Genomic DNA, 26,168 nt, shown 5'->3' on the forward strand with positions numbered 1-26,168 from the left:
GCCAACAGGCCTTTGGTTTCACTGCGCTTCGCCGTCTGCACCGCGGGTAAACCCTAGGTGTTGGAGCAGCGAAGAACGAAACTATAGCACAGGTATTTTGTGCCGCGCAAACGAAAAACGGGGAAATAATACGGAAAAGCGGCCTTTCGTGACCAAAGAATCGATAAGCCCTTGAAACAAAACAGTAAGATATTTTTAACGGGAATGAAATAATTTGGGGTCGCTGGCCCAATTCACGCGAAAGGGATGGAAAATGGGCTGATTTATGTTCTCCCATCGGCGTCCGGGCTCGCCCAAGAAAGAGTTAACGCGTCACAGCGAAGCTTTGCTGTCCATCCAGGCTGGGGCGCCATCTGCGTTGCATCCCTATATAAGTACCCTCCCTATATAGGCGGCTCTATCTATATAGAGAGCTAGCGGCCGCTATCTATATAGACAGGTAAGCGACCCGCTATCTATATACAGAACACATCCGGCGATTAAGACAAGAAGCACACCTCTCAAGACGGGGCGTCTATAGAATGCGTTGGATAGGATGCCAGGAATCCATTCACGGCCACGGCGCTACACGGCCAACTCGGTCGTCTCTTTAATGCGCTGCAAGGTAAAGCTCGACCTCATGTCGACAACAGCAGGATGTTGCATGAGTTTGTCCATGGCAAAGCGGGAAAATTGCGTGAGGTCCTCGACCTGGACGCGCAACAAGTAATCCATGTCACCCGACATGGCATAGCACTCTACGACCTCAGGCCAATCCTGCACATCATGCGCGAAGTCGGAGATCGGCGCATGGCTTGCCCTGTGTATCTTGTTCAGCCTGATGGTCACATATGCCAGCAGCTTGAGCCCGACCTTATCGGGGTCAACGAGCGCGACGTAGCGCTGTATGTAGCCCTCGTCCTCCAGCCTTCGTACCCGGCGCAAGCACGGGCTGGGCGAGAGCGCCACCTTATCGGCAAGATCCTGGTTGCTAAGGCGGCCATTACGTTGCAGTTCCGCCAGAATTTGCTTATCTATCCGGTCCAAATCATTTTGCGCCATAAACTGCCTATATTCGTTTCAATAGCCATATTAAATTGCTTTAACCACTTTCTATCAAGGGGATTTCGCAAGCACCTGCCAGGGCATAGTGCTTAAAATCTTGCTATTACCCTACCACCGCCGCCGCATATTGCAGGAGCCTTATATGACCGCTCAATTCCAGCCATGGGACAACCCCATGGGCACTGCAGGTTTCGAATTCATTGAATACACTGCCCCCGACCCCGTTGCCCTTGGAAAGGTTTTCGAGGCGCTAGGCTTCAAAGCCATCGCCAAACACCGCAACAAGGACGTTACGCTCTACCGCCAGGGCGGGATCAATTTCCTTATCAATGCTGAACCAGATTCCTTTGCACAGCGCTTCGCACGGCTGCATGGGCCATCCATCTGCGCCATCGCATTTCGTGTCGACGATGCCGGAAAAGCCTACAAACGCGCCCTTGAATTGGGTGCGTGGGGTTTTGATTCGGGTAGCGGCCCCATGGAACTCAATATTCCTGCCATCAAGGGCATAGGCGATTCGCTCATCTATTTGGTGGATCGCTGGCAAGGCAAGCAAGGGCACGGCGGAATCGGCGACATCAGCATCTACGACGTCGACTTTGAACCCATCGATCCGGCCACCGCCCAGGCGGACCTCAACTACACGGGCGCCGGCCTGACTATTGTCGACCACCTGACCCACAACGTGCACAAAGGCCGCATGGACGAATGGGCCGAGTTCTATGAGCGGCTGTTCAACTTCCGCGAGGTTCGATACTTCGATATTGAAGGCAAGGTGACAGGCGTGAAGTCCAAGGCCATGACTTCGCCTTGCGGCAATATCCGCATTCCCATCAATGAAGAAGGCACAGAGGAAAAAGGCCAGATTCAAGAGTACCTGGATCTCTATCGCGGTGAAGGCATACAGCACATCGCCCTGGCCAGCGACAATATCTATGGCACGGTGGAACACTTGCGAAGTGCCGGGCTTCAGTTCCTGGACACCCCCGACACGTATTACGAACTGCTCGACCGCCGCCTGCCCAACCATGGCGAAGACGTTTCCCGTTTGCAAGCGAACAAAATACTGCTGGATGGCGCCGCAGAAGGCGAACTGTTATTGCAAATATTTACCGAGAACCAGATCGGCCCCATCTTTTTCGAGATCATCCAGCGCAAGGGCAATGAAGGTTTTGGAGAAGGCAACTTTAAGGCGCTGTTCGAGTCCATCGAACTCGATCAAATGCGGCGAGGCGTGCTGAAAAACGTCGAATAGCATTGCGGTACAGGCAACGGGGTAACCCTGTTGCCTGAAAACCGATAAAATCGCTGCACTCAATATGCAGGGAAGCGTGATGCTCTCGTATCCAAAGACCATGCTGTCGCGCAGCTGGCACATGTTTATTGCTGTCAGCAAGGTCATGCTCCCGGTCATGATCATCGTCCAGATCGCTCAAGAATTTGGCCTGGTGGACCTCGTGGGCCGCGTCATCGCACCGGCCATGTCCCTGCTGAACCTTCCCCCCGAAGCCGGCATCATCTGGGCCACCACGCTACTGATCGGAATATACGGCGGCATCGCCTCGCTAAGCAGCCTGGCCGGCACCATCGACATGACAGCCGGACAGCTCAGCGCCCTGTGCGCCATGATGCTTTTTGCGCATGGTCTGCCGGTAGAACAGGCTATCGTACGGCGCGCGGGAGCGGGCTTCTGGGTAACAGGCGCATTGCGCGTTGGGACGGCCTTGGTGTACGGTGCTGCCGTCTCGTGGGCTTGCTATTTCACTGGCGCGCTCGCCGACCCCGTATCTTTCGAGTGGCTTAGGGGATCGGACACGGCGGTTGCCGCGGCATCCGGCGGTTATCTGGACTGGATACGAGCCACTGCGTTTTCGCTGGCCCTGACTTTTGTAATCATTGCAGTCCTCGTGGTCATACTCGACGTGCTGGAGCGTCTAGGCATTACCCGGCGTATTACGGCCGCCATGATGCCCTTGCTTCGCGTTTCAGGCTTGAACGCCCAGGTTGCACCGGTGACCACCGTCGGGGTATTGCTTGGACTTACCTATGGCGGCGCGCTGATCATCGAAGAGGCGGAGAAGCAGAACTTCTCGCCGCGGACACGATTGTTGGCCTTGTCGTGGCTATCACTATCCCATTCCCTGATTGAAGACACCCTGCTGCTGATGGCGTTGGGTGCCGATATATGGGTAATACTGGTCGGCCGTGTTTTAGTGACCCTGGCCATTGTTGCGGTACTGGCCAGGCTGACAGGCGGAGGTAGCCGAAGCGCTGTCCACGTCAGCGTTCAGCAGCCCTGAATTCAACACACTGATACATAGCCGTGGCGCTAACAGCGCATGCTATTTGATCTCGGGCAGATTTTTGTCCGCCAGCGACAGTATCCATGCGGCGATCAACTGGGCATTCGCAGGACTTACCTGTGGCTGGGCAGGCATGGGTACGGCACCCCAGCGACCACGCCCCCCGTGCCGTATGGTGTTGGCCAGGTATTCCAAGGCGCCGTCCTGATTGGCGAATCGCTGCGCAACCAGCGTGAAAGACGGGCCTACCCTTTTCTTGTCGACCTGATGGCATGCCAGGCAGTTATTGGATTTGGCCAGGTCAATACCAGTGGTCTGGGCGGTCACATTGGCGCTCAGTCCAAAGCTGGCCCAGCACAATAAAGTGATGAAAAAACGTGAATACATAAACTACCTGACTGCGTTAAAAGAAATGCCGGATTCAAAGCAGGCCAGCTTGAGCCTGTATCGCGGTATTATCGGCCATATTTCAACAAGACAATCAAAGCCATGCTTCACTATCCGCAAATCGACCCCGTCGCCCTGCAAATCGGCCCGGTGGCCATACACTGGTATGGCCTCATGTATCTCATCGGCTTTGCGTTGGTGTGGGTGCTTGGGCGGTGGCGTATCAACAGGGGCGACACCGACCTGAGCTTGCGCGACCTTGAAGACATCATTTTCTATTGCGTGCTTGGCGTGGTGGTGGGCGGCCGCCTGGGTTATGTGTTGTTCTACAAGCCCGCCGAATATCTCGCCCGTCCGCTGGAAATCTTCTATTTATGGCAAGGCGGCATGTCGTTTCATGGCGGGCTGGTGGGTGTAATCGTCGTGCTGCTGATTTTCGCGCGCAAACGCAATAAATCCCTTCTGGAAATCGGCGATTTCGTTGCGCCGTTGATCCCGCTGGGCCTGGCAGCCGGACGCCTGGGCAATTTCATCAATGGCGAGCTATGGGGCCGACCCACCACATTACCATGGGGCATGGTGTTCCCACATACCGAAGACGGCATTGCACGCCATCCCTCGCAGTTATACGAAATGGGCCTAGAAGGATTCGCGCTGTTTGCCCTGGTCTGGCTCTTCGCGCGCAAGAAGCGGCCCGTCGGTCAGGTCAGCGCCGTATTCCTCATGGGTTACGGCACGTTCAGATTCCTGGCGGAATTTACGCGAGAGCCCGACTATTACCTGGGCCTGTTGGCGGGCGGCTTGTCCATGGGCCAGTTGTTGTCGCTGCCCATGGTCCTGGCCGGTGCGATTATTTTTGCGTGGTCTGTAAAAAAATCGAACCGCGAATCGACACCGTGACCGTTTCCGTGCCGCCTTCCAATGGGACACTGGATTTGTCTGCGGCCATTCCGACCATGCGCTGAGCAGGCTGGTACTGGGCTCCGGCGCCACTCAAGTCGATATTGCGTATGGAATAGCCGGCAAAGCCCAGCGCATCGGTCAAGGCCTGGGCCCGCTGGCCGAAAGCCTTGACGGCTTGCGTCAGCAAGGCCTCTTCGTGTTTCGCCCGGACTTGCGGCGAAACCGAAAAATCAAGGTTTGAAATGGGCATGCGATCGCTTAATTTTGCTGCGAGCTCGGATGCCGCGGCGAAATCCGTGGATTTCAGGAAAATTTCACCGCGCCCGCGCCAATTTGATATCTTGCCCTTCTCATTGTTCATGGGCCATACATGGTAGTTGCCGCTACTGACTTTCACCTTGGCATCGCCCTTGGCATCGTCCATCACGCTTTGCAGCGTCTTGCTGAGGGATTTGGCAACGGCCGACTGCGTGGCATCGCTGACTTCGGACGCAAGCGTGATTCTCACGGTGTCCTGAGCAATCTGTTCGGACGCTTCAGCACGCAAGCTTGCCTGTGGCCACTTCCCGCCTTTCGGCTCGTCATCGCCTTCTTGCTGCGCCAATACCGGTAACGTCATGGTACTTGCACCCACACTCAAAGCGAGTGCGAACAGCCGTTTTCGATTCTGCCCTGATAAGTACATAGTTTCATCCCATAAAGAAAAAGCTCGTCCGAAGACGAGCTTTGATAAATTGCCCCGCCTGTGCCGTCTAGGCCGGCATCCTGGAACCGAGGGTTCAAGGTGGTCGCCTTCAGTCAAGCTTCGGGTTCGCCATAAATGGAGAGCACTCCTACTTGTCAATCCAGCAACCGGTATGCCAAAAGCATTGGTTCAAGGAATGTATGGCCAAGGTCACGAACACGGCAGGGACTAACTGGTGGATATTGAATGCCAATATCCGAAAACTATTATGTTGATTCTACCTCTGAGCTTGAGTTGCTGGCCCGACTACTTGGTCGAGCATGTTGTTCATGTCATCAATTTTACGCTTGAAATCACCCAATGCAAGGTTACTTAGCGGTCCGTCGGGTGCGCGCATGGCTAAAAGCTCGACGGCGATCTGAATTGCCGCCATAACTGCAATGCGCTCGTTGCTGGCCACCTTGCCCGAACCTTTTACACCAAGCATGCGTTGATCGACGTGGCGTACCGCTGCCAGCAGAGCTTCTTTTTCGGCGGGCATGCATGCTAAGGAGTAATCCCGGCCCAGAATGGATACGTCTATGCGTTCCATAATACTCTACTCCTGCGGCGCGCCGGGCAGGCGCACTAAGATTGAATCGATATGTTCGCGAGCCTTGTCAGCCACGACGCGCAAACGCGAGGTATCGGACTGACTGGCCGCAAGCTTCAGCTTCAGTGCTTCGCACTCGGTCCTGTACTGCGTGACTTCGACTTGCAGCGTCGCATGGGCAGCATCGGTCGCGGAACGAAGTGTGTTCATCTCGGCTTCGTGCACACTGACGCGCTGAGCCATGGACGCATATTCGGCTTCGCGCCGCAACAGTTGGTCGCGCAAGGCGGAGCGCTCGTCCTCGAGATTTTTAAGGCGAGCCTGCAAGGCAGCGCGTTCGCTTTGAAGCTGGCGGGCGAACTGTACCATTTGCCCGATACGGGCAGCGAGAGAATCTAGATCTTGCAACATGGGCGTTATCGTAAACCATCCCACACCGATGTGGATAGGGAAAAATGAAAACCAATCATAACCTTTCACCGCTCTTTCCAAAACCTTTCAGTTTTCTTTCATGCAGGGCTTGAAAATGCATGATAAGCCGCATGACGGCAAAAAAAAGGCATTTTCAGGGGTAAACCCTAAACCAACTCGCCCCTGTCTTGCTTCTCAGCCCTCCCCGCGTCTATTACCATGCCTCACCTTTCGATATTCAGCCAGTCTGATTGTCTTCGCGAAACGCAGGGACTCGTGCAGATACGCTTGAGAATATCTTGTTCTACCTCGCTGTCAGGGAGTTTTCGTCAACATGCAGCTCAGAAATAAACAGGACTTCTGGTCCGGTATTATGTTCGTCACCATAGGCGTCGGCTTTGCGTTAGTCGCCACCAATTACTCCATGGGTACCGCTGCCCGCATGGGTCCCGGCTATTTCCCCTTCTGGTTGGGCGTCTGCCTGGCCGTGTTGGGCGCATGCGTCACACTCGGCTCCATGTCCAAAAAGGCAGAAGAAACTGAAGTCGAAAAATTCGACTGGAAGATCGTGTTCGTCGTGATCGGATCGGTTGCGCTGTGCGGCAGCGTACTAGACTTCCTTGGTGTCTATATTTCGGTCTTCCTGCTGGTGTTTCTCAGCAGCATGGCAAGCCACATCTTCAACTGGAAGGTCGCCGCGATCAACGCGATATTTATCGTCCTGTTCGTATGGCTGGCATTTATCAAGGGTCTAGGTCTGATCTTCCCCTTGTGGCCTAGCTTTCTCGGCAACTAAACGGAAATCGGAAAAATGGAACTCATTGAACATTTATCGTTGGGCTTTTCCGTCGCGCTCTCGTTCGAGAACCTGGCGTACTGCCTCCTGGGCTGCCTGTTGGGCACATTGATCGGCGTGTTGCCGGGTATCGGCCCTGTGCCGACCATCGCGATGCTGCTGCCCATTACCTATGTCCTGCCACCCGTGGCTGGCCTGATCATGCTGGCCGGTATTTATTACGGCGCCGCCTACGGCGGATCAACCACAGCAATTTTGGTGGCGCTGCCGGGAGAAACAGCCGCGGTGGTGACCGTGCTGGATGGCCACCAGATGGCGCGCAATGGGCGTGCCGGAGCGGCCCTGGCCATTGCCGCACTGGGCTCCTTCTTTGCCGGCTGCGTGGCCACACTGATGATTGCGGCCTTCGCGCCGCCCCTGGCTGAAGTCGCATTCAAGTTTGGCCCTGCGGAATACTTTTCGCTGATGGTATTGGGCCTGATCGGCGCGGTCGTGCTGGCATCCGGTTCGCTGCCCAAGGCCATCTGCATGATATTGCTGGGCTTGTTGCTGGGTATGGTCGGCACCGACGTGAACTCGGGCGTTGCCCGCTACGACTTCGGCATTCCTGAACTGCAGGATGGCATCGACTTTGCCGTGGTCGCCATGGGTGTGTTCGGTTTCTCCGAGATCATGAACAACCTGGAACTCAAGGACCAGCGGGTAGACCTGACCGGTAAAGTCGGCAGCCTGTATCCCAACAAGCAGGAATTCAAGGAATCCTGGCCCGCCGCCGTTCGCGGTACGGCCGTCGGTTGCGCACTGGGCATCCTGCCCGGCGGCGGCGCGGTGCTTTCGTCCTTTGCCTCCTACACATTGGAAAAGAAGATATCGAAGAATCCCGAGCGTTTCGGCAAGGGCCACCCCGCTGGTCTCGCCGGCCCGGAATCCGCCAACAACGCTGGTTCGCAAGCGTCTTTCATTCCGTTGCTGACCTTGGGTATTCCGGGTAATGCGGTCACGGCCCTGATGATCGGCGCCATGACCATCCACAACATCCAGCCTGGTCCCCAGGTCATGACCAGCCACCCGGACCTGTTCTGGGGCCTGATCGTGTCGATGTGGATTGGCAACCTGATGCTGGTCATCCTGAACCTGCCGCTGGTGGGTCTGTGGGTCAAGCTGCTGAACGTGCCATACCGCATTCTGTTCCCCGCCATTCTGGTGTTCTGCACGATCGGTGTGTATTCGCTGAACTACAACGTCTTTGACATCTGGATGACCGCGGCCTTCGGCCTGATCGGATATATCTGGAGCAAGCTCAAATGCGAGGGCGCACCGTTGCTGCTGGGCCTGGTGCTCGGACCCATGATGGAAGAGAACTTCCGGCGGGCATTGCTGCTGGCCCGGGGCGACTACACCACCTTCGTGACCCGGCCCTTGTCGATGTCCTTGCTGATTGCCGCAGCAGTCCTCGTGGTGCTGGTGGCGCTTCCTTCGATCCGGAAAAGACGCGAAGAAGCATTCGTGGAAGAAGGCTAAGCCGCTAACGAAGTACGCAGTCCAATTGGCCGAGCCCTGTCACACAGGGCTCGGCCTTTTTAGTTTTTGTCCGACTCTACCGTGGGCCTCTGTCTATGAGGTAATCTTACGGATAGAACAACACAGAACTTTCATTACACGGAGAACAACGATATGTCGTCTATCAAAGCCAGGCCCTACGATTCCGTCCCTAGTTCCCAGATCGCCTATCTGGGCCTGGGCGTAATGGGCTTTCCCATGGCGGGACACCTGGCAACGTCGGGCCACCAAGTCACAGTCTATAACCGCACATTCGAAAAGGCAGAGGCGTGGGCTCAGGAGTTCGGCGGCAAAGCTGCCCGGACCCCCAAAGAAGCCGTACAGGGTGCCAGCATCGTGTTCTGCTGCGTGGGCAACGACGACGACCTGCGCAGCGTCGTGCTGGGCGAGAACGGCGCATTGGCGGGCATGGCCGCGGGAAGCATTTTTGTCGATCACACGACCGCCTCTGCCGAGGTTGCTCGCGAACTTTATGAACAGGCCAGGAAACAGAACGTCGGTTTTGTCGATGCACCGGTATCAGGTGGCCAGGCCGGCGCCATCAATGGCGCGCTGACCGTCATGTGCGGCGGCGAGCAGGCACACTTCGATACCGTCAAGCCGTTGATCAGCGCCTGCGCGCAGGCCGTCACCTTGCTGGGCGAATCCGGTGCGGGCCAACTATGCAAAATGGTCAACCAGATCTGCATCGCGGGGCTGGTTCAGGGCCTCTCTGAAGGCATCGCGTTCGGCCAGGCAGCCAAGCTGGACATGAAGCAGGTTCTGGCCGTCATCAGCAAAGGTGCGGCACAAAGCTGGCAAATGGAGAATCGCGGCTCGACCATGGTCGATGACAAGTTCGACTTCGGCTTCGCCGTCGACTGGATGCGCAAAGACCTGGGCCTGGTGCTGGATGAGGCCAAGCGCAATGGGGCGCGAGTTCCGGTAACGGCCTTGGTCGATCAATTCTATGCAGACGTACAGCACATGGGCGGAAACCGCTGGGATACCTCCAGCCTGATCAAGCGCCTGCAAAACAAGTAGAGGAACAGGCCTCAAGCCGAATGTTTCGGCATGATCAGTACCGCGCACAGTCCGACGCCGCCGTCCACGGTGGCATCGCCGTCTTTCAGCAAAATGGTACCGCGATTGCGTTGCGCATACGCCAGCGCAATCGCAAGCCCAAGTCCTGAGCCGCTACCGCGATTTCCCTTGCGCGCGGTGCCACCGCGGTCAAAACGTATGAACACGCTTTCACGCAACGAAGGGTCCAGCCCGACGCCGTTGTCGCAGACGCTGACCCAGGCGTCGTTTTCTTCGATCCCGGCAGAAACCGTTATGGTGCTGCCATCGCCAGCATGATTGATGGCGTTATGCACAAGGTTGGAGATCGATTCGTGAATTTCGGCATCGCTGCCCAGTACCCATACGTGGGCGGCATCCTCCTCGTCGTTCGCCTCGCCGCAGTCAACCCAGCCGAGATCCTGGTGCTTCTCTCGCGCTAGCGGCAAATATAAAAGTACGACTTCGCGAGCGAGTGCATTGAGATCCACCTTTGCATGGGGCGAGGCGTCATTACGGCTGGCATGCGCCAGCGATAAAAGCTGCTCGGTCAGACGCGAGGTTTGGCCCAGCTGGCGGATGATCGCGGCCAGCGTTTCGCGCATGCGGGCGATATCCGGCTCGCGTTGAGCATATTGCGCCTGCGTGCGCATGATTGCCAAAGGAGTACGCAACTGGTGCGACGCGTCTGCCAGAAATCTTGCCTGTCGGTCCAGTACCTGGCGGTACAGATCGATATGGTGATTCACCGCTTTTACCAGCGGCACCACTTCGCGCGGTACGTGGCTGTCGTCCAGAGGCATGAGGTTGTCAATATCGCGTGCCTTGATTTCGCGCCGCAGCTCGTTCAATGGGCGCAATGCCCACAGGACGCTGAGCCATACCAACAATATCGCGAGGATAAGCATGCGACCATCGCGAAACAGCCCCTCTCGCCAAGCCTGTTGCTGCGTACGCAGCCGCATGTCCATGCTTTCACCCACCAACACCACCACCTGCCGATGAAGGCCGTCGTAATGCAGGTCGCGCCAAAGCGCCACCATGCGAACCTCGTCGTTACGGTACATGGTGTTGTAGAAGACCGGCATCCCTTCGTTATCAGCGAGATTTTCGGGCGGGGGCAGGCCCTGCATTCCTAGCAGCGTGCGTCCATTGATTTGCTTGCCCGATGAACCCGCCAGGCTCAAGACCCTGGGTACCACTTCTTCCACGTGGAAATATTTTCGATTGCCTGCGCGCGATTCCAGCATTACTTGTGCATAGAAAGGAGGGTCGATGCGCAGCGTCCCGTCCGTGTTGAACTCGACACTGTTTTCCAGGATCTTTGCGGGCTCAAGCAGCGCGCTGTCATACACTTCCTGGGTGACGATGTTCAAGGCTTGATAGTCGCTGCGACTGTCGACCAGCAATAAAGTGACCACGCCCGGAATAAGAAGAACCAGTAGCCAGAAACGGATGCCGCCACGCCTGACGGGTTTCAAGACCAAGCCTCAGACATCATCAAGAATACTCTCAAGCATATAGCCGAGACCGCGCACGGTCACGATGTGGACATCGCTGCCGGCAAGCTTTTTGCGAAGGCGGTGCAGGACAACCTCGATGGCGTCGGTGCTTGATTCGCTGTCGTGCTCGAATACCCGATTGAATAGCTGGCTTTTTTCGACGGGCATCCCGCTGCGGGTGATAAGCACGGCAAGCGCGGCATGTTCGCGCGGGGTCAGGTGCAGAATGGTCCCATCCAGCGAGAACGCCCGGCTTTCGCTGTCGTACAGCAGGGACCCGCAAGCCATGCGAGGCGTCTTGCGTCCACGGCTGCGCCGAACCAGCGCGGCGAGCCTGGCTTCGAGCTCTTCCAAGGCAAAAGGTTTGGTGAGGAAATCGTCGGCGCCCAGATTCAGGCCCCGCACGCGATCCTGCAATGCCCCTTGGGCCGTAAGAATCAGTACCGGCGTTACGTCGCCGCGATTGCGCATTTCGCGCAGCAATACGAGCCCGTGCTTGTCAGGCAGGCGCAAATCCATGACGACGGCATCGTAGCTTGCACCCTCGAGCATCTGTTCCGCCGTTTGCGCGTCGGGCGCATGCTCTGGCACAAAGCCGCTTTGAGCGAGCGCCCGTTCCAGCCAAGCCGCCATTTCGCGCTCATCTTCAACCAACAATATGCGCATGACCCTCGTTTTCCGATGACGCAGCCCGGTGTCCCTGGACACGCTGGCGCAAATAACGGGTTTCCTGTCCGCGTTTGAACAGGATCAATGCCAGCTCGTTAAGTGCCTGGGTGTAAACGTCGCGTTTGAACTCGATGACGGCATCGAGAGGAACCCAATACTGGCTCCATCGCCAGGCATCGAACTCCGGATTACGGGTGGCGCGCAAACACACGTCGGTATCGCGGCCGACCATTCTTAACAAAAACCAGATCTGTTTTTGACCCTTATAGTGGCCGCGCGAATCCCGCCGAACAAAATTGTTCGGCACGTTATAACGCAGCCAATCACGTGTCCGGCCTAATATGCGAACGTGCTCGGGCCGCAAACCCACCTCTTCGTGGAGTTCACGGAACATGGCTTGAACGGGACTTTCCCCGAATTTAATGCCACCCTGCGGGAATTGCCACGCATGCTCCCGAATACGTTTACCCCAAAAAACCTCGTTTTTCTGATTTACGAGGATAATGCCGACATTAGGACGGTAGCCTTCACGGTCTAACATGGGCCACCCCAAAGCGAATTCAATACAATTACCATTGATTATACGTATCTGTCGAGATCACCACCATGCATGCAAGCAAGTATCACATTAATACACTCAAAGAAGCACCTGCAGAAGCCGAGGTAAAAAGCCACCAACTGATGACAAGGGCCGGCATGATACGCAAGGCGGCCGGAGGCATCTACACCTATATGCCCATGGGCCTGAAGGTGCTGCGCAAAATCGAAGCGATCGTTCGCGACGAGATGAACAAGGCGGGAGCCATTGAATTACTGATGCCCGTCGTGCAGCCGGCCGAACTATGGGTCGAGTCAGGCCGCTGGGAACAATACGGCGGCGAGCTGCTGCGGATCAAGGACAGGCATAACCGCGACTTCGTATTGCAGCCTACTTCTGAAGAAGTGATTACCGATATTGCGCGCAACGAAATTCATAGCTGGCGCCAGCTTCCCCTGAATTTCTATCACATACAAACGAAGTTCCGTGATGAACGGCGCCCGCGCTTCGGCCTGATGCGGGGCCGCGAATTCACGATGAAGGATGCGTACTCGTTCGACCGGGATGAGGCTTCCGCCCAGGCCAGCTACGACGCCATGTTCGAGGCCTACATGCGCATCTTCGGTCGCCTGGGACTGGAGTTTCGCGCGGTTGCGGCGGATACAGGATCAATCGGCGGTTCTCGCAGCCATGAGTTCCAGGTCATAGCCGACACGGGCGAGGATCTCATCGTATACAACCCGGCGTCCCCCTATGCCGCGAACCTGGAATTGGCCGAGGCGCCCTGCCTTATTGCAGAAAGGGGACCCGCCACCGAAAACCTGGCGAAAACCGCCACGCCCGATGCACCGAAGTGCGAGATCGTTGCAGAGCAATTGAGCCGCCCCTTAACCGATACCGTGAAATGCATTGTCCTGGCCACAGAGGTCGAAGGCAAGCCTGAAGAAACGCGCATCTGGCTGCTGCTGCTGCGTGGCGATCACGAGCTGAACGAGGTCAAGACGGGCAAGCTGCCCGGCTTCGAGAATGGCTACCGATTCGCCACGGAAGACGAGATCCTGGAAACGTTTGGCTGCATACCCGGCTATCTCGGACCTATCTCCCCAGTCAAACCGATTACCGTCATTGCGGACCGTACCGTCGCCAACATGAGCAATTTCATTTGCGGCGCCAATGAACAAGGCTACCACTACACCGGCGCCAATTGGGGCCGCGACCTGCCCGAGCCGCAAGTTTCAGACCTGCGCAATGTGATCGCCGGGGACCCCGATCCACAAGGCGGAAACCTGGCCTTGCAACGCGGAATAGAAGTCGGCCACGTATTTTTCCTGGGCGACAAATACTCCAAAGCCCTGGGCGCCACTTTTTTGGAGAAAGACGGCAAACCTGCCATGCTGCAAATGGGCTGCTATGGAATAGGCATCAGCCGCATCTCGGCCGCAGCCATCGAGCAGAACCACGACGACAAGGGAATAATCTGGCCGCTGGCCATCGCGCCTTTCGAAGTAGTCATATGTCCGATGGGCCTGCAGAAAAGTGAAACAGTCCGCAACGCCTCGGAATGGCTTTATCAGGAGTTGCAGGCTGCGGGCGTTGACGTCATACTCGATGATCGCGACACACGTCCTGGAATCATGTTTGCAGACTGGGAGCTGATCGGCGTTCCGTTGCGCATTACCATTGGAGACCGCGGGCTTAAAGACAATGTCCTCGAAATCCAGGCTCGGCGTGACGATTCTGCCGCTAAGGTGCCAGTTGAAGAGGCTTTATCCCACATACTGGACAGGCTTAAATCGCTGTAGCAAGCCATGGGCTGAGGATGCATCCTTGCCTCCTGACATTCCCGTCGACAGCCGGGAATGTCACACCACCTAACTAAAGACATGGCGACTGAAACACCCACTGCATTTTCGACATTCGATATTCGCGTATATTACGAGGACACCGACGCCGGTGGCGTTATGTATTATGCCAATTACTTGAAATTTTTTGAACGAGCCCGAACAGAATGGCTAAGACGCCTCGGTGTAAACCAATCGGAACTGGCCTCCAAAGAACATCGGATATTCGTTGTCAAAAAGGTTGAAATACAATATCGCAAACCGGCAAGGCTCGACGACTTGCTTGTCATACACAGCCAAATCACCCGCCTTGGGCGGGCCTCGATCATCTTTGGTCAGTCCGCCTCCCGGGATGGAGAGCTGCTGTGTGAAAGCGGGACGCACGTCGGTTGCGTCGACGCGAATACTTTCCGTCCGGCCGGGCTCACTCACGAACTTAGAAACCTACTGGAAAAGGCTCAGAACTAACCATGCAAGCCTCTAGCGACCTGTCGCTGCTTACTCTATTGCTGGATGCCAGCATCCCCGTACAACTGGTCATGCTCGTACTGCTTGGCATTTCCGTTTTATCCTGGACTTACATTTTCAGCAAGCGCTCGGCACTCAAGCGCGCCAACGAACAAACGCGCCGTTTCGAGGACGACTTCTGGGCGGGCGGCGACCTTTCGGTGCTTCAACAGGCGGTGGCCACGCGCCGCGCCGAACATGGCGCACTCGCCCGTATCTTCGATGCGGGAATGACCGAGTTCGTCAAAGCACGCCGGAACAGTGCCGGCGGCGAAGCCATGCTCGATGGTCCCCGCCGCGCCATGCGAGCCACCTATCAGCGCGAAATGGACAGTCTGGAGTCGCACCTGAACTTCCTCGCGTCCGCCGGCTCTGTCAGCCCGTACATCGGCTTGCTGGGAACTGTCTGGGGCATCATGCACGCCTTTATCGGACTGTCGTCGATGCAGCAGGCCACTCTGTCAGCAGTCGCGCCAGGCATTGCCGAAGCGTTGATCGCCACGGCAATCGGCCTTTTTGCCGCGATTCCCGCTGTTGTTGCCTACAATCGATACACCAATGAGATCGACCGCCTGTCGATTCGCTTCGACAGCTTCATTGACGAGTTCCTGAACATCTTGCAACGGCAGGTGCGGTAATGCCTTCCGCCCGCGGCAGCAGCCGCTCCCGCCGCCTCAAAAACGATATCAACGTCGTGCCTTACATCGACGTCATGCTGGTGCTGCTGGTTATTTTCATGGTTACGGCGCCCATGATCACGCCTGGACTGATTGAGCTTCCTTCCGTAGGAAGCGCCGCCGAAGTTCCGGCCAAGCCGGTGGAGGTCGAGATCAGCGAAGACGGCACCATCGCATTGCGCGTGCGCGATGCGGGCGCCAACTTCGAAAAGATCAACAGCCAGAACCTGGTCTCGGAAGTGAAGTCCCGGATTTCCGCCGACACCCCAGTGGTTATTGCTGCTGACGGAAGAGTTCCGTACGATACGGTCATGAAGGTCATGGACCAGTTGCGCACCAGTGGCGTGACCCGATTGGGGCTGCTCGTAGACCAAAAATCCAGCCCGGAACCGACAACGAATTAGGCGCTTTCCGCCGCCTCGCGGCAGGCGAAGGACGACCTTACGCAACTTGATGAAGCAAAGACGAAACAATTCCGGCAAGACCCCTGAACGCACTCCCGAGCAGCGCGACGAGCGGCGCGCGCTTACCTATGCGGTTGCCATACATGCCCTGCTACTACTATTCATGTTGTACGGCTTCATTGCGACGCCTTCCACCCCCAATCCCGTCCAGGTTGAACTCTGGACAGACGGCACGACACCGACCGCGGGCGAGCCCGACGCTGAGCCCGAACCGGCCGATGAGGCGCAAGATGAGCCTCAGCCGGAGCCCGAACCCGAGCCTACTCCCCAGCCGGAACCCGAGCCGGAACCCCAGCCAGAGCCTGAGCCCGTTGTCGAGCCGCCCCCGCCGCCCCCTCCGCCTCCGGCACCAGCGGCTCCGGTCGTCGAGCCTGAGCCCGAGGTAGATCCTGATATTGCCCTCGAAGAGGCCCGCAAGAAACGCGAGCAAGAAGATAAGGCCGAGAAGGCTGCACAGCTAGCGGCTGAAAAAGAAGCCGCCGAAAAGAAAGCGGCAGCCGAGAAAGCGGCGGCTGAGAAAGCGGCGACCGAAGAAGCAGCCGCCAAACAGGCGCAGGCGGAGCAGCAAGCCAAGGAAGAGGCAGCCGAAAGAGCAAAGGCTGAAAAGGCTGCTGCCGAACAAAAAGCCAGGGAACTCGCCGCTGAAAAAGCAGCTGCGGAACAGGCCGCGAAGGAACAGGCGGCCAAGAAGGCAGCGGCTGAGAAAGCGGCAGCCGAAAAGGCGGCTGCAACAAAAGCCGCGGCGGCAAAAGCTGCTGCAGAAAAACAGGCAGAGGCCGAGAAGCAAGCCGAGGCCGAAAAGAAAGCAGCAGCCGAGAAGAAAGCGGCTGCTGAAAAGAAAGCGGCTGCCGAGAAAAAAGCAGCGGCTGAAAAGAAAGCGAAAGAAGATGCCGCCAAGAAGGCAGCCGCCGATAAGGCAGCTGCCAGCAAGCGGGACGCGCTTCGCGCTGCAATGCGCGGTGACGCGTTGGGCGCCGCGGGTATCCCGGGCGGAACGGCGGACCGTAATCAGTCAGGCGGTGCGGGCGGCGATAGCGGCTATGCATCGAAGGTACGCTCCTGCATACGGCCACGCGTGATTTTCAACGTGCCGCCACGTCAGGGCCGCGCCAACCCCACAGTACAATACAGGGTAGACCTGAGCTCCAATGGTATCGTTGACAACGTGCAAATAAAGGGGTCCTCTGGCGATTCCCGCTTCGATGCGGCGGTCAAGAAGGGGATCGAAGCATGTTCGCCCTTCCCCAAACCGCCTAGCGGCAAATACCCGTCCTATATCGACGGTGATTACCGAATGTACGACTAACAGGAGATCATAGATATGACAGCCGCCACTCCAGCCAGAACTGCTGCGCCCAGTACCTGGCGCGTATGGACTTTCGGAGCGCTCGTACTGGCAGCCGGCCTTATGGCTGCCAATACGTCCCACGCTCAGCTGCGCGTCGATATATCGGGCGTAGGTGCAACACAGTACCCAATCGCCACCGCCGACTTTGCGGGCGATGCCCAGGGCCAGGCCGTGGCCGAGATCATCCGCGCCGACCTCACGCGATCAGGCCAATTTCGATTGGTCAACGCCACGGGTACCAGCTTGAACGCCGAAAGTTCAATCGCTTACGACGAATGGCGAAATCGCGGTGCCGACTATTTGGCGTATGGCTCAATTTCCCAAACGGGGGGCCAATACAGCATCAGCTATCGTCTGGTCGATTCGGTCCGCAAAACCCAGCTTGATGGCGTGGCCTTCGCGGGAAGCGAGAAAGAGCTGCGTCGCATTTCACACCAGATCGCCGACCGAATCTACGAAAAAATCACCGGCGTTCGTGGCGTTTTTTCGACGCGCATTGCGTATGTGTTGCAAACTGGCAACAGTTATGAGTTACAAATTGCAGACGCCGACGGACAAAATCCACAGGTAATGTTGCGGTCCAAACAGTCGATAATCTCGCCTTCATGGTCGCCGGACGGCAAGCGCCTGGCCTACGTCAGCTTCGAGGCGGGCAAGCCTGTGGTGTATGTTCAAACATTGGCGACTGGCCAGCGTGTTCCCATTGCCAACTTCAAGGGTAACAACAGCGCTCCGGCCTGGTCTCCCAATGGCCAGCAATTGGCCATCGTTTTGTCGCGGGACAGCATATCGCAGATATACACCATAAATGCCGATGGATCGGGCCTCCGCCGAGTGATGCGCTCGCCTCTTATCGACACGGAACCCACCTATACGCCCGATGGCGCATCATTGATTTTCACCAGTGATCGGGGCGGTAATCCCCACATCTACAAGGTGCCCGTAGCCGGTGGCGATGCTCAACGTATCACCTTCAACGGTAGTTACAATATCTCACCCGCGCTGTCGCCAGATGCAAACAACCTGGTGTACGTTACACGAAGAGATGGTGCTTTCCGGATTGCAATCCAGAATATGGGGTCGGGATCTGAGCAATTATTAACCGCTGGCCCCGATGATGAGTCACCAAGTTTTGCACCGAATGGAATGCAAATCCTATATAGTTCCGTACAAGGTGGCCGTAGCGTTTTGGCCGTTATTTCGGTCGATGGCCGCGTCCGCCAAACGCTGTCAGCACTTAACGGCAAAGTACGCGAACCTACCTGGGGACCATTTACTAATTAATCAGTGTGACTCTTTTTCAAAGGAACTTTAAATGAGCTCGCGCATCGCAAGACGCCTCACAATCGCCGCTTTTGTTGCTACATTGGCAGCATGTAGCTCTGTACCACTGGACCAGTCCGCAAGCGGATCTGGCACTGGCGGCACAGATTCGGCCAGCTCGGGGCAAATCATGGACCCGTTTAATCCGCAAAGCCCGCTCGCTCAACAGCGTTCGGTCTATTTCGATTTCAACAGCTACACAGTCCCTGACCAATACCGCAGCGTGGTCGAAATGCACTCGACGTACCTAACCAGCCACGGACAACAAAAAGTCCGCATCGAAGGCAACGCCGATGCACGTGGTGGATCCGAGTACAACTTGGCGCTCGGCCAGCGCCGCTCCGAAGCAGTTGCGCGTATGATGACCCTGTTGGGCGTCAACAGCAGCCAAATCGAAGCGATCAGTTTCGGCAAGGAAAAACCCAAAGCATTGGGCAATACCGAAGCCGACTTCGCTGAGAACCGTCGTGCAGATATTGTCTATCAACAGTAATATCTGATCACTGTGACTGTTAACGCCGTGGCGGCATTCCGCCGCGGCGTTTTTATTTCAACGGAACCCGAAATGAGCGTTTATTCCCTGCCCCTGCGTACTGCCGTCCTGACCGCGACACTATCGTTTTCCGCCCTGTTTGCAGCGCCCGCGCTGGCTTTTTCCGACGATGAAGCCCGCCGCGCCATTCTGGAACTGCGCGGACAGATCAAGCAATTGACCGAACAGAATCAACAGGCGCGCATCCAGCTGGCCGATCAGATGGAAGCCATCCGCCACGAAATGGCCACAATGCGCGGCCAAATGGAAACGCTGAACTGGCAGCAGGAGCTCGAGAAGCGCTCAAGTCAAGCTCAATCAGGCGGCACTGCCTCGACCCAGGCATCCGATCCTCAAGAACAAGCCGTCTACGATGCGGCCATGGGACTATTCCGCAGCGGCAAGTACAAAGAAGCGGCAAGTTCCCTTGCATCATTCATCCAGACCTATCCGGAAAGCGCGCTCGTGCCGGAAGCCCGCTTCTATCGGGGCAGTAGCATGTACGCCAGCAAGGATTTCAAGGGATCCATCCAGGGTTTGCAAGGCATGGTTAAATCATCGCCCGACGATCCCCGTGCGCCGGACGCGCTGCTTGTCATAGCGGCCAGCCAGATCGAACTCAACGACCTGGCGGGTGCCAAGGCGACCCTGCAGCGTATCGTAAAAGACTATCCACAGGCCTCTGCCGCTGAAACGGCCAAGAGCCGGCTCAAACTGCTGCAATAATGTCCGCGAGTGCCTCGGCCGCCAATCTTGCGTATCAGCGAACGTGGCATCGCAGAAAGCTTTTGCTGGCGCTGTTGTTGGCCGCCATCCTTGCGATGACATGCATTGATCTGCTGCTGGGGCCTTCTGAAGTGGCGTGGACCTCATTGCTGAAGACCTTGCTGGATTTCGGTTCTGCTGATCCGACGCTGGACATTATTGTGTGGCAAATTCGGCTGCCGCAGGCCCTGATGGCGCTCATGGTGGGCGCTGCGCTCGGACTGGCCGGCGCCGAAATGCAGACCGTGCTCAACAACCCCTTGGCCAGTCCGTTTACCCTGGGCGTGTCTTCCGCCGCGGCGCTCGGCGCTGCGCTGACCCTGGTGTTCGACTGGCGGTTGCCGCTGATCCCGCAGCAGTACGCCCTGGTGCTCAATGCCTTCATTCTGGCACTATCCTGTGCCCTTTTGCTTGATGCCGTAGCGCGACGCGCACGCATAGGCACCGCCGGAATCGTCTTGTTCGGAATCGCCCTGGTATTCAGCTTCAACGCCCTACTTTCGCTGGTACAGCTGACGGCCAATGCCGCGGCCTTGCAAGACCTTATGTTCTGGATGATGGGCAGCCTGGAACGCAGCGATTGGCCCAAGGTACTTATGATGGCCGCCGTGCTGGTGGCGGTGCTCCCTTTCTCATTACGAAAAGTCTGGCAGCTTACGGCGTTGCGCTTTGGCGATGACCGCGCCGCCAGCCTGGGCGTCGATGCGCAAGGAGTGCGGCGGGGCTCGTTGCTGCGTGTCAGCCTTTTGGCTTCGCTGGCCGTGGCGCTGGTAGGTGTAATCGGCTTCATCGGCCTGGTGGCCCCGCACATAGCCAGACGGCTCTGGGGCGAAGATCACCGGTGGTACCTGCCGGCCAGCGCCTGTATTGGCAGCGCCATCCTCATCAGCGCCTCCGTGACGGCAAAGCTGATCAGTACCCATACCGTCGTTCCTGTCGGGATCGTCACCACCTTGGTGGGCATTCCCTTTTTCATCGTTGCCCTGATGCGGCGGATCGTTCACTAGGCATGGCCGCATTATCTTCGCCTGTCCAGTTGCGCATCACCGGCTTGTCCTGCACTCTGGGCCGCAACCGGGTCTTGAACGATCTGACGCTACCCGTGTTGCAGGGAGGCCAACTCGTGGCACTGCTAGGCCGAAATGGCAGCGGCAAATCCACGCTTTTGCGCAGCATTGCCGGGCTGGTCCCTGCCCATGCGCAAACGATGCTGTTGGATGATCAGAGCCTGTCGCCCCTTGCGCCGCGAATACGCGCCGAGAAAGTCCGCTATCTTCCACAAAGCTTGCCGGAATTCGTTCACCTTACGGTGATCGAAGCTGTCCTGGTCGCACTTAAAGCCCGTGGTCCGATAAGCACCGCGATCGCCATGCAGAAAGTCACGGCCGTTCTGCAAGATCTCGATATCGAGCACCTTGGCGCCTGCTTCCTTGATGAGCTGTCCGGTGGGCAGAAGCAAATGGTGGGGCTGGCGCAAGCATTGGTCCATGAACCCACGGTGCTTCTGCTGGACGAGCCTCTTGCTTCGCTCGACCTGAACTACCAGCACCATGTCATGCAAATGCTGGCTGAACTTGCGGCCACCCGAGGACTACTGATTGTGATTGTGCTGCACGACCTGAATATCGCCTTGCGCTATGCAAACCTGGCGCTGCTTCTGCATAAAGGAGCCTTGCTGGCCAGCGGCGAGCCCCTTGCCGTAATAACGCCTCCCCATCTGGCTGAAGCTTTCCTGATCCAGGCGCGGGTAGAGCGCTGCAGCCTGGGACATTCCAACGTGTTCGTCGACGACCTGATCCAACTCTGATTTTTCCCATGACGCCTACCCAATCCCTGGCCCAATTTACCGCCCATCTCGATGGCTCCCCGATCCACTACACCGAGGCCGGAACCGGGGACATCGTGTTGCTTATCCATGGTTCGCTATGCGACTACCGTTACTGGCGTTGGCAGATTCCCGCATTGAGTCCCTTGTTCCGTGTCGTCGCACCCAGCTTGCGCGGCTTTTGGCCGGAGCCATTCCAACAGGAAGATGCAAGCTTCAGCATCGAGCAGCATGCCAGCGACATGATCACCTTCGCCCGACACCTTGGCCAGGGGCAATCCATCCATGTGCTTGGCCACTCGCGCGGCGCCCACGTTGCACTGGAGATGGCATGCCGCGCGCCGGAGCTCGTTCGAAGCCTCTCGCTGGCGGATCCTGGATTCCGGATCAACGATGAAGCACCCAGCACGTCGGTGCATACCAGGGTCGCCGCGCTGCTGGAGCGCGGCGAGGTCGAGCAGGGCCTGTCCGAATTTGTCGACGCCGTCAACGGCGCCGGTACCTGGCGTCAGATGGTCAGCTGGTTCAAGACCATGGTCAAGGACAATGCCTATACCCTGCTGTCACAAATACGTGAAGTGGACCTGAGCATGGACCTGTCACGAGCCCGCCAATTGCACTGTCCTGTATTGCTGGTGGGAGGCGCCAACAGTCCGGCCCGATATGGCAGCCGGCTGGACGCTCTGGAAAAGGCATTCCAACACGTATCGCGCATCACGATTCCGCTAGCTTCGCATGGAATGAACCTGGCCAATCCAAGGGCCTTTAATCAAGGCCTGACCACCTTCCTGGGCACGGTGGCGCCGCAATAAAGAATCGACCGCGGCAAGCGCGGTCGGCGTTTCCGGGGCCTTGGCGACGTGCCAGCCTGATGAAGGCAATTTAATGCGGCATCGGCGTCCGGGTGTTGGCAGGCTTTACCTCGCATTCCGCAGATGCTTTTTCGCCATTGTCGAACAGGAAGTCCATGACGATCTTACTGCCGACGGGATGGGCCTTGATGGGATCTTCCAGCATCGCATGATAAGCACCTGGCTTGAACTCAAGCTGACCACCAGCCGGAATAGCCACGCTGTGCGTCGCCGACATCCGGCTCATGCCGTCTTTATGCGTGGTCTGATGCAGCATGACCATGCCATAGTCGGCCGAGGAAGCGCCTTTCAGGTGCAGCGGCTTGCTGCCGGAATTGGACACCACGAAGTAGCCGCCGGACGGCGCTGGCGCCGGCATGGATCGTATCCAGCATCCGGAAACCTTCAATGTGGTCGACGTTGTGGCATTGGCCATCTCCGACGCGACGGCGTCCGACGCAACGGCGCCCGACGTATCGCCATGCGCGGCGTGGGCATTTGGTTTTGCCCCGTGATCATGACCTGCGTGAGCGATCTGCATGGGTGGCTTGGCCGACATAACGCTTTGTTCAGCCGCTTGTGCGCCCAGACCCAAGCCGACGCCGCAAAGCCCGATAAGGCCGGTGATGATTTGTTTGTTCATGATGTACTACCCCTGTGGTTTATTGGATAACGGCTTACTGTTTGCTATGCCGCAAGAGGTGGGCCGCGGGCGCCCAGGGGCGGACCCCGCCACGCCTGCGCAAAAGCCGGCGCCGCCCCTCGCCAGATCGCCACGTAGATATCGTTCAACGGCGCGGCAATCGATACATCTGGGGACAGCGGCAACACAGCCGGGGCGATGGCGGCGCCGAAAGCGCAATCAAGCGCCTGGGGTTCGACAGAAACAGGGGTATCGTCAAGTGCCAGGATTTTTAGCGCACTCGCCGACAGGCCTTGAACGCACAAGGTCATGCCGAACCGGCCACCTTCGGCAGAGGCAGGGGTCGGCATGTAGCCCACTGCGATCATGGCGCGCAACACGAATGCCAACAGCAGCACACCGGCAAAAATGCGCCAGTGTGTGTGCTTGGTGGGATGCCGCAAATGCCTGTACATGGTCGGAAAGTGTACTACGCTGCCGGCGCATGACGGTTGATTGCGCGCAACGACAGCTCTTGTGGCACACTAGCCGAGCCAGCCACCGACAGTTCTTTCGAATATGCACATCCATGACGCTTATCTCGCCTGACCACCCTGCCCGGATCTCTGTTGCCGAGTTCAACCAACTACTGCAGGAGCAACATCCGTTTGCGTCCATCCTGGACATCGAGGTCATGGATATCGGCTGTGGCACGGCAACACTGCGCTTGCCGGAAAGGAACTCGCACCAACGACTGGGAGGCATCATCGCCGGACCCATGTTGATGGGCCTAGCCGACCTTGCCTTGTATGCCGCCGTCGTCGGCGCTACCGGTAATCCGCAAGCCGTCACGGCCAGCCTCAGCATTAACTTCCTGCGCGGTGCGCCCCCGGGCGGCATCCTGGCACACGCCCACATCCACAAGATCGGACGCCTGGCGTCGGGCGATGTACTGTTGGTCCCGGAGGCCGGTGGAGACGCCGTGGCACAAGTCATCAGCACATGGTCTTTGCCGCGCAGCACGTGATTGGGTGGTTGCCGTTCCCATCGATACTTCACGACGGCGCGATGCTCGTTAAGTGCTTGACCAACAAATCAGCGGCCGGCGACAAAAGCGCCTCGCCGCGATAGCAAATGGCGAACCGTCGCTGGGCCCAAGGGTCGTTCAATGGAATCACCCTCAAGCTTTGCACATTGGCATAGACTTGCGCCACTTCCACTGGAACCACGCTGATCGCAAGATTGGCCAGCACCACACGCAAGACCGCATTCAGATTCGACACGAATACACGTTCGACAAGTTGCCGCCCCATCAGCAAGGCCTGGCGCTTGAGCATTATTTGCACGGCACTTGCCGACGACAAGCTGACATGCTCGTAGTCCAGCGATGCTTCGAAGTCCATGGATTGCAGCGACGCCAAAGGATGATCCGGATGCACGACGACAGCAAGACGGTCCGTCCGGTACGCCTGTGTTTGCAGCCCCTGGAAATCAGCGACATCCCAGCAAATGCCTACAGATGCCACGCCTTCCTTGATGCCCCTGATGACATCGGCGCTCAGCCGCTCCTCGATGTCTATCTGTATCGTCCGGTAGTCGGGATTCTGGAGAAACACGGCAAGGTCTTCCGGCAGAGACTCCGCCAGCACCGACGCGGTAGCCAGGATCCGCACTTGGCCCTTGACTCCGGCCGCATAAGACTGCATGTCCCGCCTTATCCGTTCGGCGCTCGCCAGCATCGCCCTTGCATGCTCAAGCAGGGTCTCGCCGGCGGCAGTTGGAACGACCCCATGGCGCCGACGTGTCAGCAAGCGCACACCCAGCACTTCTTCCAGAGCGGCGATGCGCTTGCTGACCGCCGAACCGACGATATTTGATTGATCAGCCGCCCGTGCAATGCTGCGCATCTCGCATACGGTGACAAATAGGCGAAGCGTCGTGAGATCAAGATCCCGCATGTCATTTCCCGGAAAGTTACGATCCCCCGATGATATTCCGATCCGGAATCTTCAGGCTTCTAAAATTGACAAGTATATATTTTTGAGAACATCTAAGATGGCTGCACGCAATTTTTCTTCCCTGGTAGAACCAATATGGCTGCAATCCCTGACGCGCGACATTTCTCTCCCCTTTCATGGCCCCGCGAAGCCATCATCCGCGAAGTAGGCTTGCGGGACGGCTTGCAGAGCATTGCGCGCACGCTACCGACCGAACACAAGCTGGAATGGATACGCGGTGCGCACGCTGCGGGGCAACGCGAGCTTGAAGTCGGCTCCTTCGTTCCCGCCCGCTTGCTTCCCCAGCTGGCCGACACGCGGCAATTGGTAGAATTCGCCAAGACACTGCCTGAGCTCTTTGTATCTGTACTCGTACCGAATATGCGGGGGGCTGAAGATGCAATGGCCGCGAATGCGGATCTAATGCTTATCCCCCTGTCGGCCAGCCATGCGCACAGCATGGCCAACCTGCGCAAGACACCTGATGAAGTCGTGGCCGAGGTCGCCAGAATACGCGCGGCCCGCGATGCATCGGGCTCACGCACCATTATTGAAGCAGGCGTTGGAACGGCATTTGGATGCACCTTGCAGGGCGCCGTTGAACCATCAGAGGTATTGCGCCTGATGCAGGCGCTACTGGATGCCGGCGCCGACCGGGTCAGCCTGGCCGACACCGTGGGCTATGCCAATCCCGCCATGGTCGACGCCCTCTTCTGTGAAGCCCTGAGAGTTGCAGGCGGACGGCTCCACGGCGCCCATTTTCACGATACGCGGGGCCTGGGCCTGGCCAATGTGGTCGCCGCGCTCCGGGTGGGCATTACATCGTTCGACGCCTGCCTGGCAGGCATTGGGGGCTGTCCCCATGCGCCCGGCGCCAGCGGAAATATTGCCACCGAAGACCTGGCCTTCATGCTGGAGGGCATGGGCGTCGCTACGCATCTGGATATGCCGCGACTGCTTGCACTGCGCGAATACGTCGCCCAAT

Annotated in this window: 29 protein-coding genes, 1 other RNA gene and 1 pseudogene; 19 read left to right on the forward strand and 12 right to left on the reverse strand. The window is 57.6% G+C overall.

Annotated elements, in window-relative coordinates; all coding sequences use genetic code 11:
• Positions 1-564 precede the first annotated feature (564 nt).
• Positions 565-1,041 carry an Lrp/AsnC family transcriptional regulator gene (locus CR159_RS07365; protein WP_102073377.1) on the reverse strand — a complete coding sequence of 159 codons (477 nt, stop codon included), beginning with the start codon at positions 1,039-1,041 and terminating at the stop codon, positions 565-567.
• A 145-nt stretch (positions 1,042-1,186) separates the two neighbouring features.
• On the opposite strand from CR159_RS07365, the gene hppD reads away from it, so the two are divergent.
• Together hppD and CR159_RS07375 are read left to right on the forward strand one after the other, a co-directional pair.
• Positions 1,187-2,299: a 4-hydroxyphenylpyruvate dioxygenase gene (hppD, locus tag CR159_RS07370; RefSeq protein WP_102073378.1), complete on the forward strand. Its 1,113-nt coding sequence runs from the start codon at positions 1,187-1,189 to the stop codon at positions 2,297-2,299.
• 79 nt (positions 2,300-2,378) lie between these two features.
• Positions 2,379-3,344 carry a nucleoside recognition domain-containing protein gene (locus tag CR159_RS07375; RefSeq protein ID WP_102073379.1) on the forward strand — a complete coding sequence of 322 codons (966 nt, stop codon included), beginning with the start codon at positions 2,379-2,381 and terminating at the stop codon, positions 3,342-3,344.
• A 42-nt stretch (positions 3,345-3,386) separates the two neighbouring features.
• Here CR159_RS07375 and CR159_RS07380 read toward each other — a convergent pair whose 3' ends face one another.
• Positions 3,387-3,734, reverse strand: coding sequence for a c-type cytochrome (locus tag CR159_RS07380; protein WP_102073380.1), 348 nt, complete (start codon positions 3,732-3,734; stop codon positions 3,387-3,389).
• A gap of 102 nt (positions 3,735-3,836) precedes the next feature.
• Between CR159_RS07380 and lgt the strand changes: the two genes are divergently transcribed.
• Complete coding sequence (gene lgt, locus CR159_RS07385; RefSeq protein WP_102073381.1) at positions 3,837-4,634, forward strand: prolipoprotein diacylglyceryl transferase; 798 nt, start codon at positions 3,837-3,839, stop codon at positions 4,632-4,634.
• Here the strand turns inward: lgt and CR159_RS07390 are convergent.
• The 4 genes from CR159_RS07390 to CR159_RS07405 all read right to left on the reverse strand — a co-directional run bounded on the left by CR159_RS07390 (position 4,585) and on the right by CR159_RS07405 (position 6,325).
• Positions 4,585-5,256 (reverse strand): SIMPL domain-containing protein, encoded by a 672-nt coding sequence (locus CR159_RS07390; RefSeq protein ID WP_233208213.1) that lies wholly within the window; start codon positions 5,254-5,256, stop codon positions 4,585-4,587. The two genes, lgt and CR159_RS07390, sit on opposite strands and share 50 nt — an antisense overlap.
• Before the next feature lie 113 nt (positions 5,257-5,369).
• Positions 5,370-5,553: non-coding RNA, 6S RNA (gene ssrS, locus CR159_RS07395), on the reverse strand.
• A 46-nt stretch (positions 5,554-5,599) separates the two neighbouring features.
• Positions 5,600-5,914, reverse strand: coding sequence for a cell division protein ZapA (locus tag CR159_RS07400; protein ID WP_102073382.1), 315 nt, complete (start codon positions 5,912-5,914; stop codon positions 5,600-5,602).
• 6 nt (positions 5,915-5,920) lie between these two features.
• Positions 5,921-6,325 (reverse strand): hypothetical protein, encoded by a 405-nt coding sequence (locus CR159_RS07405; RefSeq protein WP_143705452.1) that lies wholly within the window; start codon positions 6,323-6,325, stop codon positions 5,921-5,923.
• 334 nt (positions 6,326-6,659) lie between these two features.
• Here CR159_RS07405 and CR159_RS07410 point away from each other — a divergent pair, with 334 nt between their 5' ends.
• The 3 genes from CR159_RS07410 to CR159_RS07420 all read left to right on the forward strand — a co-directional run bounded on the left by CR159_RS07410 (position 6,660) and on the right by CR159_RS07420 (position 9,704).
• Positions 6,660-7,121, forward strand: a complete 462-nt coding sequence (locus CR159_RS07410) for a tripartite tricarboxylate transporter TctB family protein (protein WP_102073384.1) — start codon at positions 6,660-6,662, stop codon at positions 7,119-7,121.
• 15 nt (positions 7,122-7,136) lie between these two features.
• Entirely contained in the window at positions 7,137-8,642 is a 1,506-nt protein-coding gene (locus CR159_RS07415; RefSeq protein ID WP_102073385.1) for a tripartite tricarboxylate transporter permease, read from the forward strand.
• A gap of 153 nt (positions 8,643-8,795) precedes the next feature.
• Positions 8,796-9,704 (forward strand): NAD(P)-dependent oxidoreductase, encoded by a 909-nt coding sequence (locus CR159_RS07420; RefSeq protein ID WP_102073386.1) that lies wholly within the window; start codon positions 8,796-8,798, stop codon positions 9,702-9,704.
• An 11-nt stretch (positions 9,705-9,715) separates the two neighbouring features.
• Here the strand turns inward: CR159_RS07420 and CR159_RS07425 are convergent, their stop codons facing one another.
• Genes CR159_RS07425 through CR159_RS07435 form a run of 3 tightly spaced genes read right to left on the reverse strand, consistent with a single transcriptional unit; the run spans position 9,716 to position 12,434 of the window.
• Positions 9,716-11,203: a sensor histidine kinase gene (locus tag CR159_RS07425; protein ID WP_233208214.1), complete on the reverse strand. Its 1,488-nt coding sequence runs from the start codon at positions 11,201-11,203 to the stop codon at positions 9,716-9,718.
• A 9-nt stretch (positions 11,204-11,212) separates the two neighbouring features.
• Positions 11,213-11,890 carry a response regulator gene (locus CR159_RS07430; RefSeq protein ID WP_102073387.1) on the reverse strand — a complete coding sequence of 226 codons (678 nt, stop codon included), beginning with the start codon at positions 11,888-11,890 and terminating at the stop codon, positions 11,213-11,215.
• Positions 11,871-12,434, reverse strand: coding sequence for an RNA pyrophosphohydrolase (locus CR159_RS07435; RefSeq protein ID WP_102073388.1), 564 nt, complete (start codon positions 12,432-12,434; stop codon positions 11,871-11,873). The genes CR159_RS07430 and CR159_RS07435 overlap by 20 nt, the downstream gene beginning before the upstream one ends.
• A gap of 65 nt (positions 12,435-12,499) precedes the next feature.
• Between CR159_RS07435 and CR159_RS07440 the strand changes: the two genes are divergently transcribed.
• From CR159_RS07440 to CR159_RS07490, 11 genes are all read left to right on the forward strand, one after another.
• Entirely contained in the window at positions 12,500-14,233 is a 1,734-nt protein-coding gene (locus tag CR159_RS07440; protein WP_102073389.1) for a proline--tRNA ligase, read from the forward strand.
• A gap of 57 nt (positions 14,234-14,290) precedes the next feature.
• A complete protein-coding gene (gene ybgC / locus CR159_RS07445) occupies positions 14,291-14,740 on the forward strand; it encodes a tol-pal system-associated acyl-CoA thioesterase (protein ID WP_439650499.1) in 450 nt (149 codons plus the stop codon).
• 2 nt (positions 14,741-14,742) lie between these two features.
• Positions 14,743-15,417, forward strand: a complete 675-nt coding sequence (tolQ, locus tag CR159_RS07450) for a protein TolQ (RefSeq protein ID WP_102073391.1) — start codon at positions 14,743-14,745, stop codon at positions 15,415-15,417.
• Positions 15,417-15,860, forward strand: a complete 444-nt coding sequence (tolR, locus tag CR159_RS07455) for a protein TolR (protein ID WP_102073392.1) — start codon at positions 15,417-15,419, stop codon at positions 15,858-15,860. The genes tolQ and tolR overlap by 1 nt, the downstream gene beginning before the upstream one ends.
• Before the next feature lie 49 nt (positions 15,861-15,909).
• On the forward strand, positions 15,910-17,226 hold the full coding sequence (tolA, locus tag CR159_RS07460) for a cell envelope integrity protein TolA (RefSeq protein ID WP_102073393.1): 1,317 nt from the start codon (positions 15,910-15,912) through the stop codon (positions 17,224-17,226).
• Positions 17,227-17,241: 15 nt separating this feature from the next.
• Positions 17,242-18,552 carry a Tol-Pal system beta propeller repeat protein TolB gene (tolB, locus tag CR159_RS07465; RefSeq protein ID WP_102073394.1) on the forward strand — a complete coding sequence of 437 codons (1,311 nt, stop codon included), beginning with the start codon at positions 17,242-17,244 and terminating at the stop codon, positions 18,550-18,552.
• 31 nt (positions 18,553-18,583) lie between these two features.
• Positions 18,584-19,084, forward strand: a complete 501-nt coding sequence (pal, locus tag CR159_RS07470) for a peptidoglycan-associated lipoprotein Pal (protein WP_102073395.1) — start codon at positions 18,584-18,586, stop codon at positions 19,082-19,084.
• A gap of 72 nt (positions 19,085-19,156) precedes the next feature.
• Positions 19,157-19,849, forward strand: coding sequence for a tol-pal system protein YbgF (ybgF, locus tag CR159_RS07475; RefSeq protein ID WP_102073396.1), 693 nt, complete (start codon positions 19,157-19,159; stop codon positions 19,847-19,849).
• Entirely contained in the window at positions 19,849-20,895 is a 1,047-nt protein-coding gene (locus tag CR159_RS07480; RefSeq protein ID WP_102073397.1) for a FecCD family ABC transporter permease, read from the forward strand. Before ybgF ends, CR159_RS07480 begins: the two co-directional genes overlap by 1 nt.
• Before the next feature lie 2 nt (positions 20,896-20,897).
• Positions 20,898-21,695, forward strand: coding sequence for an ABC transporter ATP-binding protein (locus CR159_RS07485; RefSeq protein ID WP_102073398.1), 798 nt, complete (start codon positions 20,898-20,900; stop codon positions 21,693-21,695).
• 8 nt (positions 21,696-21,703) lie between these two features.
• Entirely contained in the window at positions 21,704-22,525 is an 822-nt protein-coding gene (locus CR159_RS07490; protein WP_102073399.1) for an alpha/beta fold hydrolase, read from the forward strand.
• Between the two features lie 70 nt (positions 22,526-22,595).
• On the opposite strand, the gene CR159_RS07495 is transcribed toward CR159_RS07490, so the two are convergent.
• Together CR159_RS07495 and CR159_RS07500 are read right to left on the reverse strand one after the other, a co-directional pair.
• Positions 22,596-23,207: a copper chaperone PCu(A)C gene (locus CR159_RS07495; RefSeq protein WP_102073400.1), complete on the reverse strand. Its 612-nt coding sequence runs from the start codon at positions 23,205-23,207 to the stop codon at positions 22,596-22,598.
• Between the two features lie 44 nt (positions 23,208-23,251).
• Entirely contained in the window at positions 23,252-23,662 is a 411-nt protein-coding gene (locus tag CR159_RS07500; RefSeq protein ID WP_102073401.1) for a hypothetical protein, read from the reverse strand.
• 113 nt (positions 23,663-23,775) lie between these two features.
• On the opposite strand from CR159_RS07500, the gene CR159_RS07505 reads away from it, so the two are divergent.
• Positions 23,776-24,213: a PaaI family thioesterase gene (locus CR159_RS07505; protein WP_102073402.1), complete on the forward strand. Its 438-nt coding sequence runs from the start codon at positions 23,776-23,778 to the stop codon at positions 24,211-24,213.
• A 28-nt stretch (positions 24,214-24,241) separates the two neighbouring features.
• Here CR159_RS07505 and CR159_RS07510 read toward each other — a convergent pair whose 3' ends face one another.
• Positions 24,242-25,144 (reverse strand): LysR family transcriptional regulator, encoded by a 903-nt coding sequence (locus tag CR159_RS07510; protein ID WP_102073403.1) that lies wholly within the window; start codon positions 25,142-25,144, stop codon positions 24,242-24,244.
• A gap of 135 nt (positions 25,145-25,279) precedes the next feature.
• Here CR159_RS07510 and CR159_RS21790 point away from each other — a divergent pair.
• Positions 25,280-26,167: pseudogene (locus CR159_RS21790) on the forward strand (hydroxymethylglutaryl-CoA lyase); the annotation flags it as partial.
• Position 26,168: the final 1 nt, after the last annotated feature.

This window comes from Pollutimonas subterranea, from assembly GCF_002849655.1.
Classification (GTDB): Bacteria; Pseudomonadota; Gammaproteobacteria; order Burkholderiales; family Burkholderiaceae_B; genus Pollutimonas; species Pollutimonas subterranea.

Coding starts and splice junctions, on each gene's coding strand:
- CR159_RS07365 (WP_102073377.1), bottom strand. CDS start 1,041: ATGGCGCAAAATGATTTGGACCGGATAGATAAGCAAATTCTGGCGGAA.
- hppD (WP_102073378.1), top strand. CDS start 1,187: ATGACCGCTCAATTCCAGCCATGGGACAACCCCATGGGCACTGCAGGT.
- CR159_RS07375 (WP_102073379.1), top strand. CDS start 2,379: ATGCTCTCGTATCCAAAGACCATGCTGTCGCGCAGCTGGCACATGTTT.
- CR159_RS07380 (WP_102073380.1), bottom strand. CDS start 3,734: ATGTATTCACGTTTTTTCATCACTTTATTGTGCTGGGCCAGCTTTGGA.
- lgt (WP_102073381.1), top strand. CDS start 3,837: ATGCTTCACTATCCGCAAATCGACCCCGTCGCCCTGCAAATCGGCCCG.
- CR159_RS07390 (WP_233208213.1), bottom strand. CDS start 5,256: ATGACGTTACCGGTATTGGCGCAGCAAGAAGGCGATGACGAGCCGAAA.
- CR159_RS07400 (WP_102073382.1), bottom strand. CDS start 5,914: ATGGAACGCATAGACGTATCCATTCTGGGCCGGGATTACTCCTTAGCA.
- CR159_RS07405 (WP_143705452.1), bottom strand. CDS start 6,325: ATGTTGCAAGATCTAGATTCTCTCGCTGCCCGTATCGGGCAAATGGTA.
- CR159_RS07410 (WP_102073384.1), top strand. CDS start 6,660: ATGCAGCTCAGAAATAAACAGGACTTCTGGTCCGGTATTATGTTCGTC.
- CR159_RS07415 (WP_102073385.1), top strand. CDS start 7,137: ATGGAACTCATTGAACATTTATCGTTGGGCTTTTCCGTCGCGCTCTCG.
- CR159_RS07420 (WP_102073386.1), top strand. CDS start 8,796: ATGTCGTCTATCAAAGCCAGGCCCTACGATTCCGTCCCTAGTTCCCAG.
- CR159_RS07430 (WP_102073387.1), bottom strand. CDS start 11,890: ATGCGCATATTGTTGGTTGAAGATGAGCGCGAAATGGCGGCTTGGCTG.
- CR159_RS07435 (WP_102073388.1), bottom strand. CDS start 12,434: ATGTTAGACCGTGAAGGCTACCGTCCTAATGTCGGCATTATCCTCGTA.
- CR159_RS07440 (WP_102073389.1), top strand. CDS start 12,500: ATGCATGCAAGCAAGTATCACATTAATACACTCAAAGAAGCACCTGCA.
- ybgC (WP_439650499.1), top strand. CDS start 14,291: ATGTCACACCACCTAACTAAAGACATGGCGACTGAAACACCCACTGCA.
- tolQ (WP_102073391.1), top strand. CDS start 14,743: ATGCAAGCCTCTAGCGACCTGTCGCTGCTTACTCTATTGCTGGATGCC.
- tolR (WP_102073392.1), top strand. CDS start 15,417: ATGCCTTCCGCCCGCGGCAGCAGCCGCTCCCGCCGCCTCAAAAACGAT.
- tolA (WP_102073393.1), top strand. CDS start 15,910: ATGAAGCAAAGACGAAACAATTCCGGCAAGACCCCTGAACGCACTCCC.
- tolB (WP_102073394.1), top strand. CDS start 17,242: ATGACAGCCGCCACTCCAGCCAGAACTGCTGCGCCCAGTACCTGGCGC.
- pal (WP_102073395.1), top strand. CDS start 18,584: ATGAGCTCGCGCATCGCAAGACGCCTCACAATCGCCGCTTTTGTTGCT.
- ybgF (WP_102073396.1), top strand. CDS start 19,157: ATGAGCGTTTATTCCCTGCCCCTGCGTACTGCCGTCCTGACCGCGACA.
- CR159_RS07480 (WP_102073397.1), top strand. CDS start 19,849: ATGTCCGCGAGTGCCTCGGCCGCCAATCTTGCGTATCAGCGAACGTGG.
- CR159_RS07485 (WP_102073398.1), top strand. CDS start 20,898: ATGGCCGCATTATCTTCGCCTGTCCAGTTGCGCATCACCGGCTTGTCC.
- CR159_RS07490 (WP_102073399.1), top strand. CDS start 21,704: ATGACGCCTACCCAATCCCTGGCCCAATTTACCGCCCATCTCGATGGC.
- CR159_RS07495 (WP_102073400.1), bottom strand. CDS start 23,207: ATGAACAAACAAATCATCACCGGCCTTATCGGGCTTTGCGGCGTCGGC.
- CR159_RS07500 (WP_102073401.1), bottom strand. CDS start 23,662: ATGTACAGGCATTTGCGGCATCCCACCAAGCACACACACTGGCGCATT.
- CR159_RS07505 (WP_102073402.1), top strand. CDS start 23,776: ATGACGCTTATCTCGCCTGACCACCCTGCCCGGATCTCTGTTGCCGAG.
- CR159_RS07510 (WP_102073403.1), bottom strand. CDS start 25,144: ATGCGGGATCTTGATCTCACGACGCTTCGCCTATTTGTCACCGTATGC.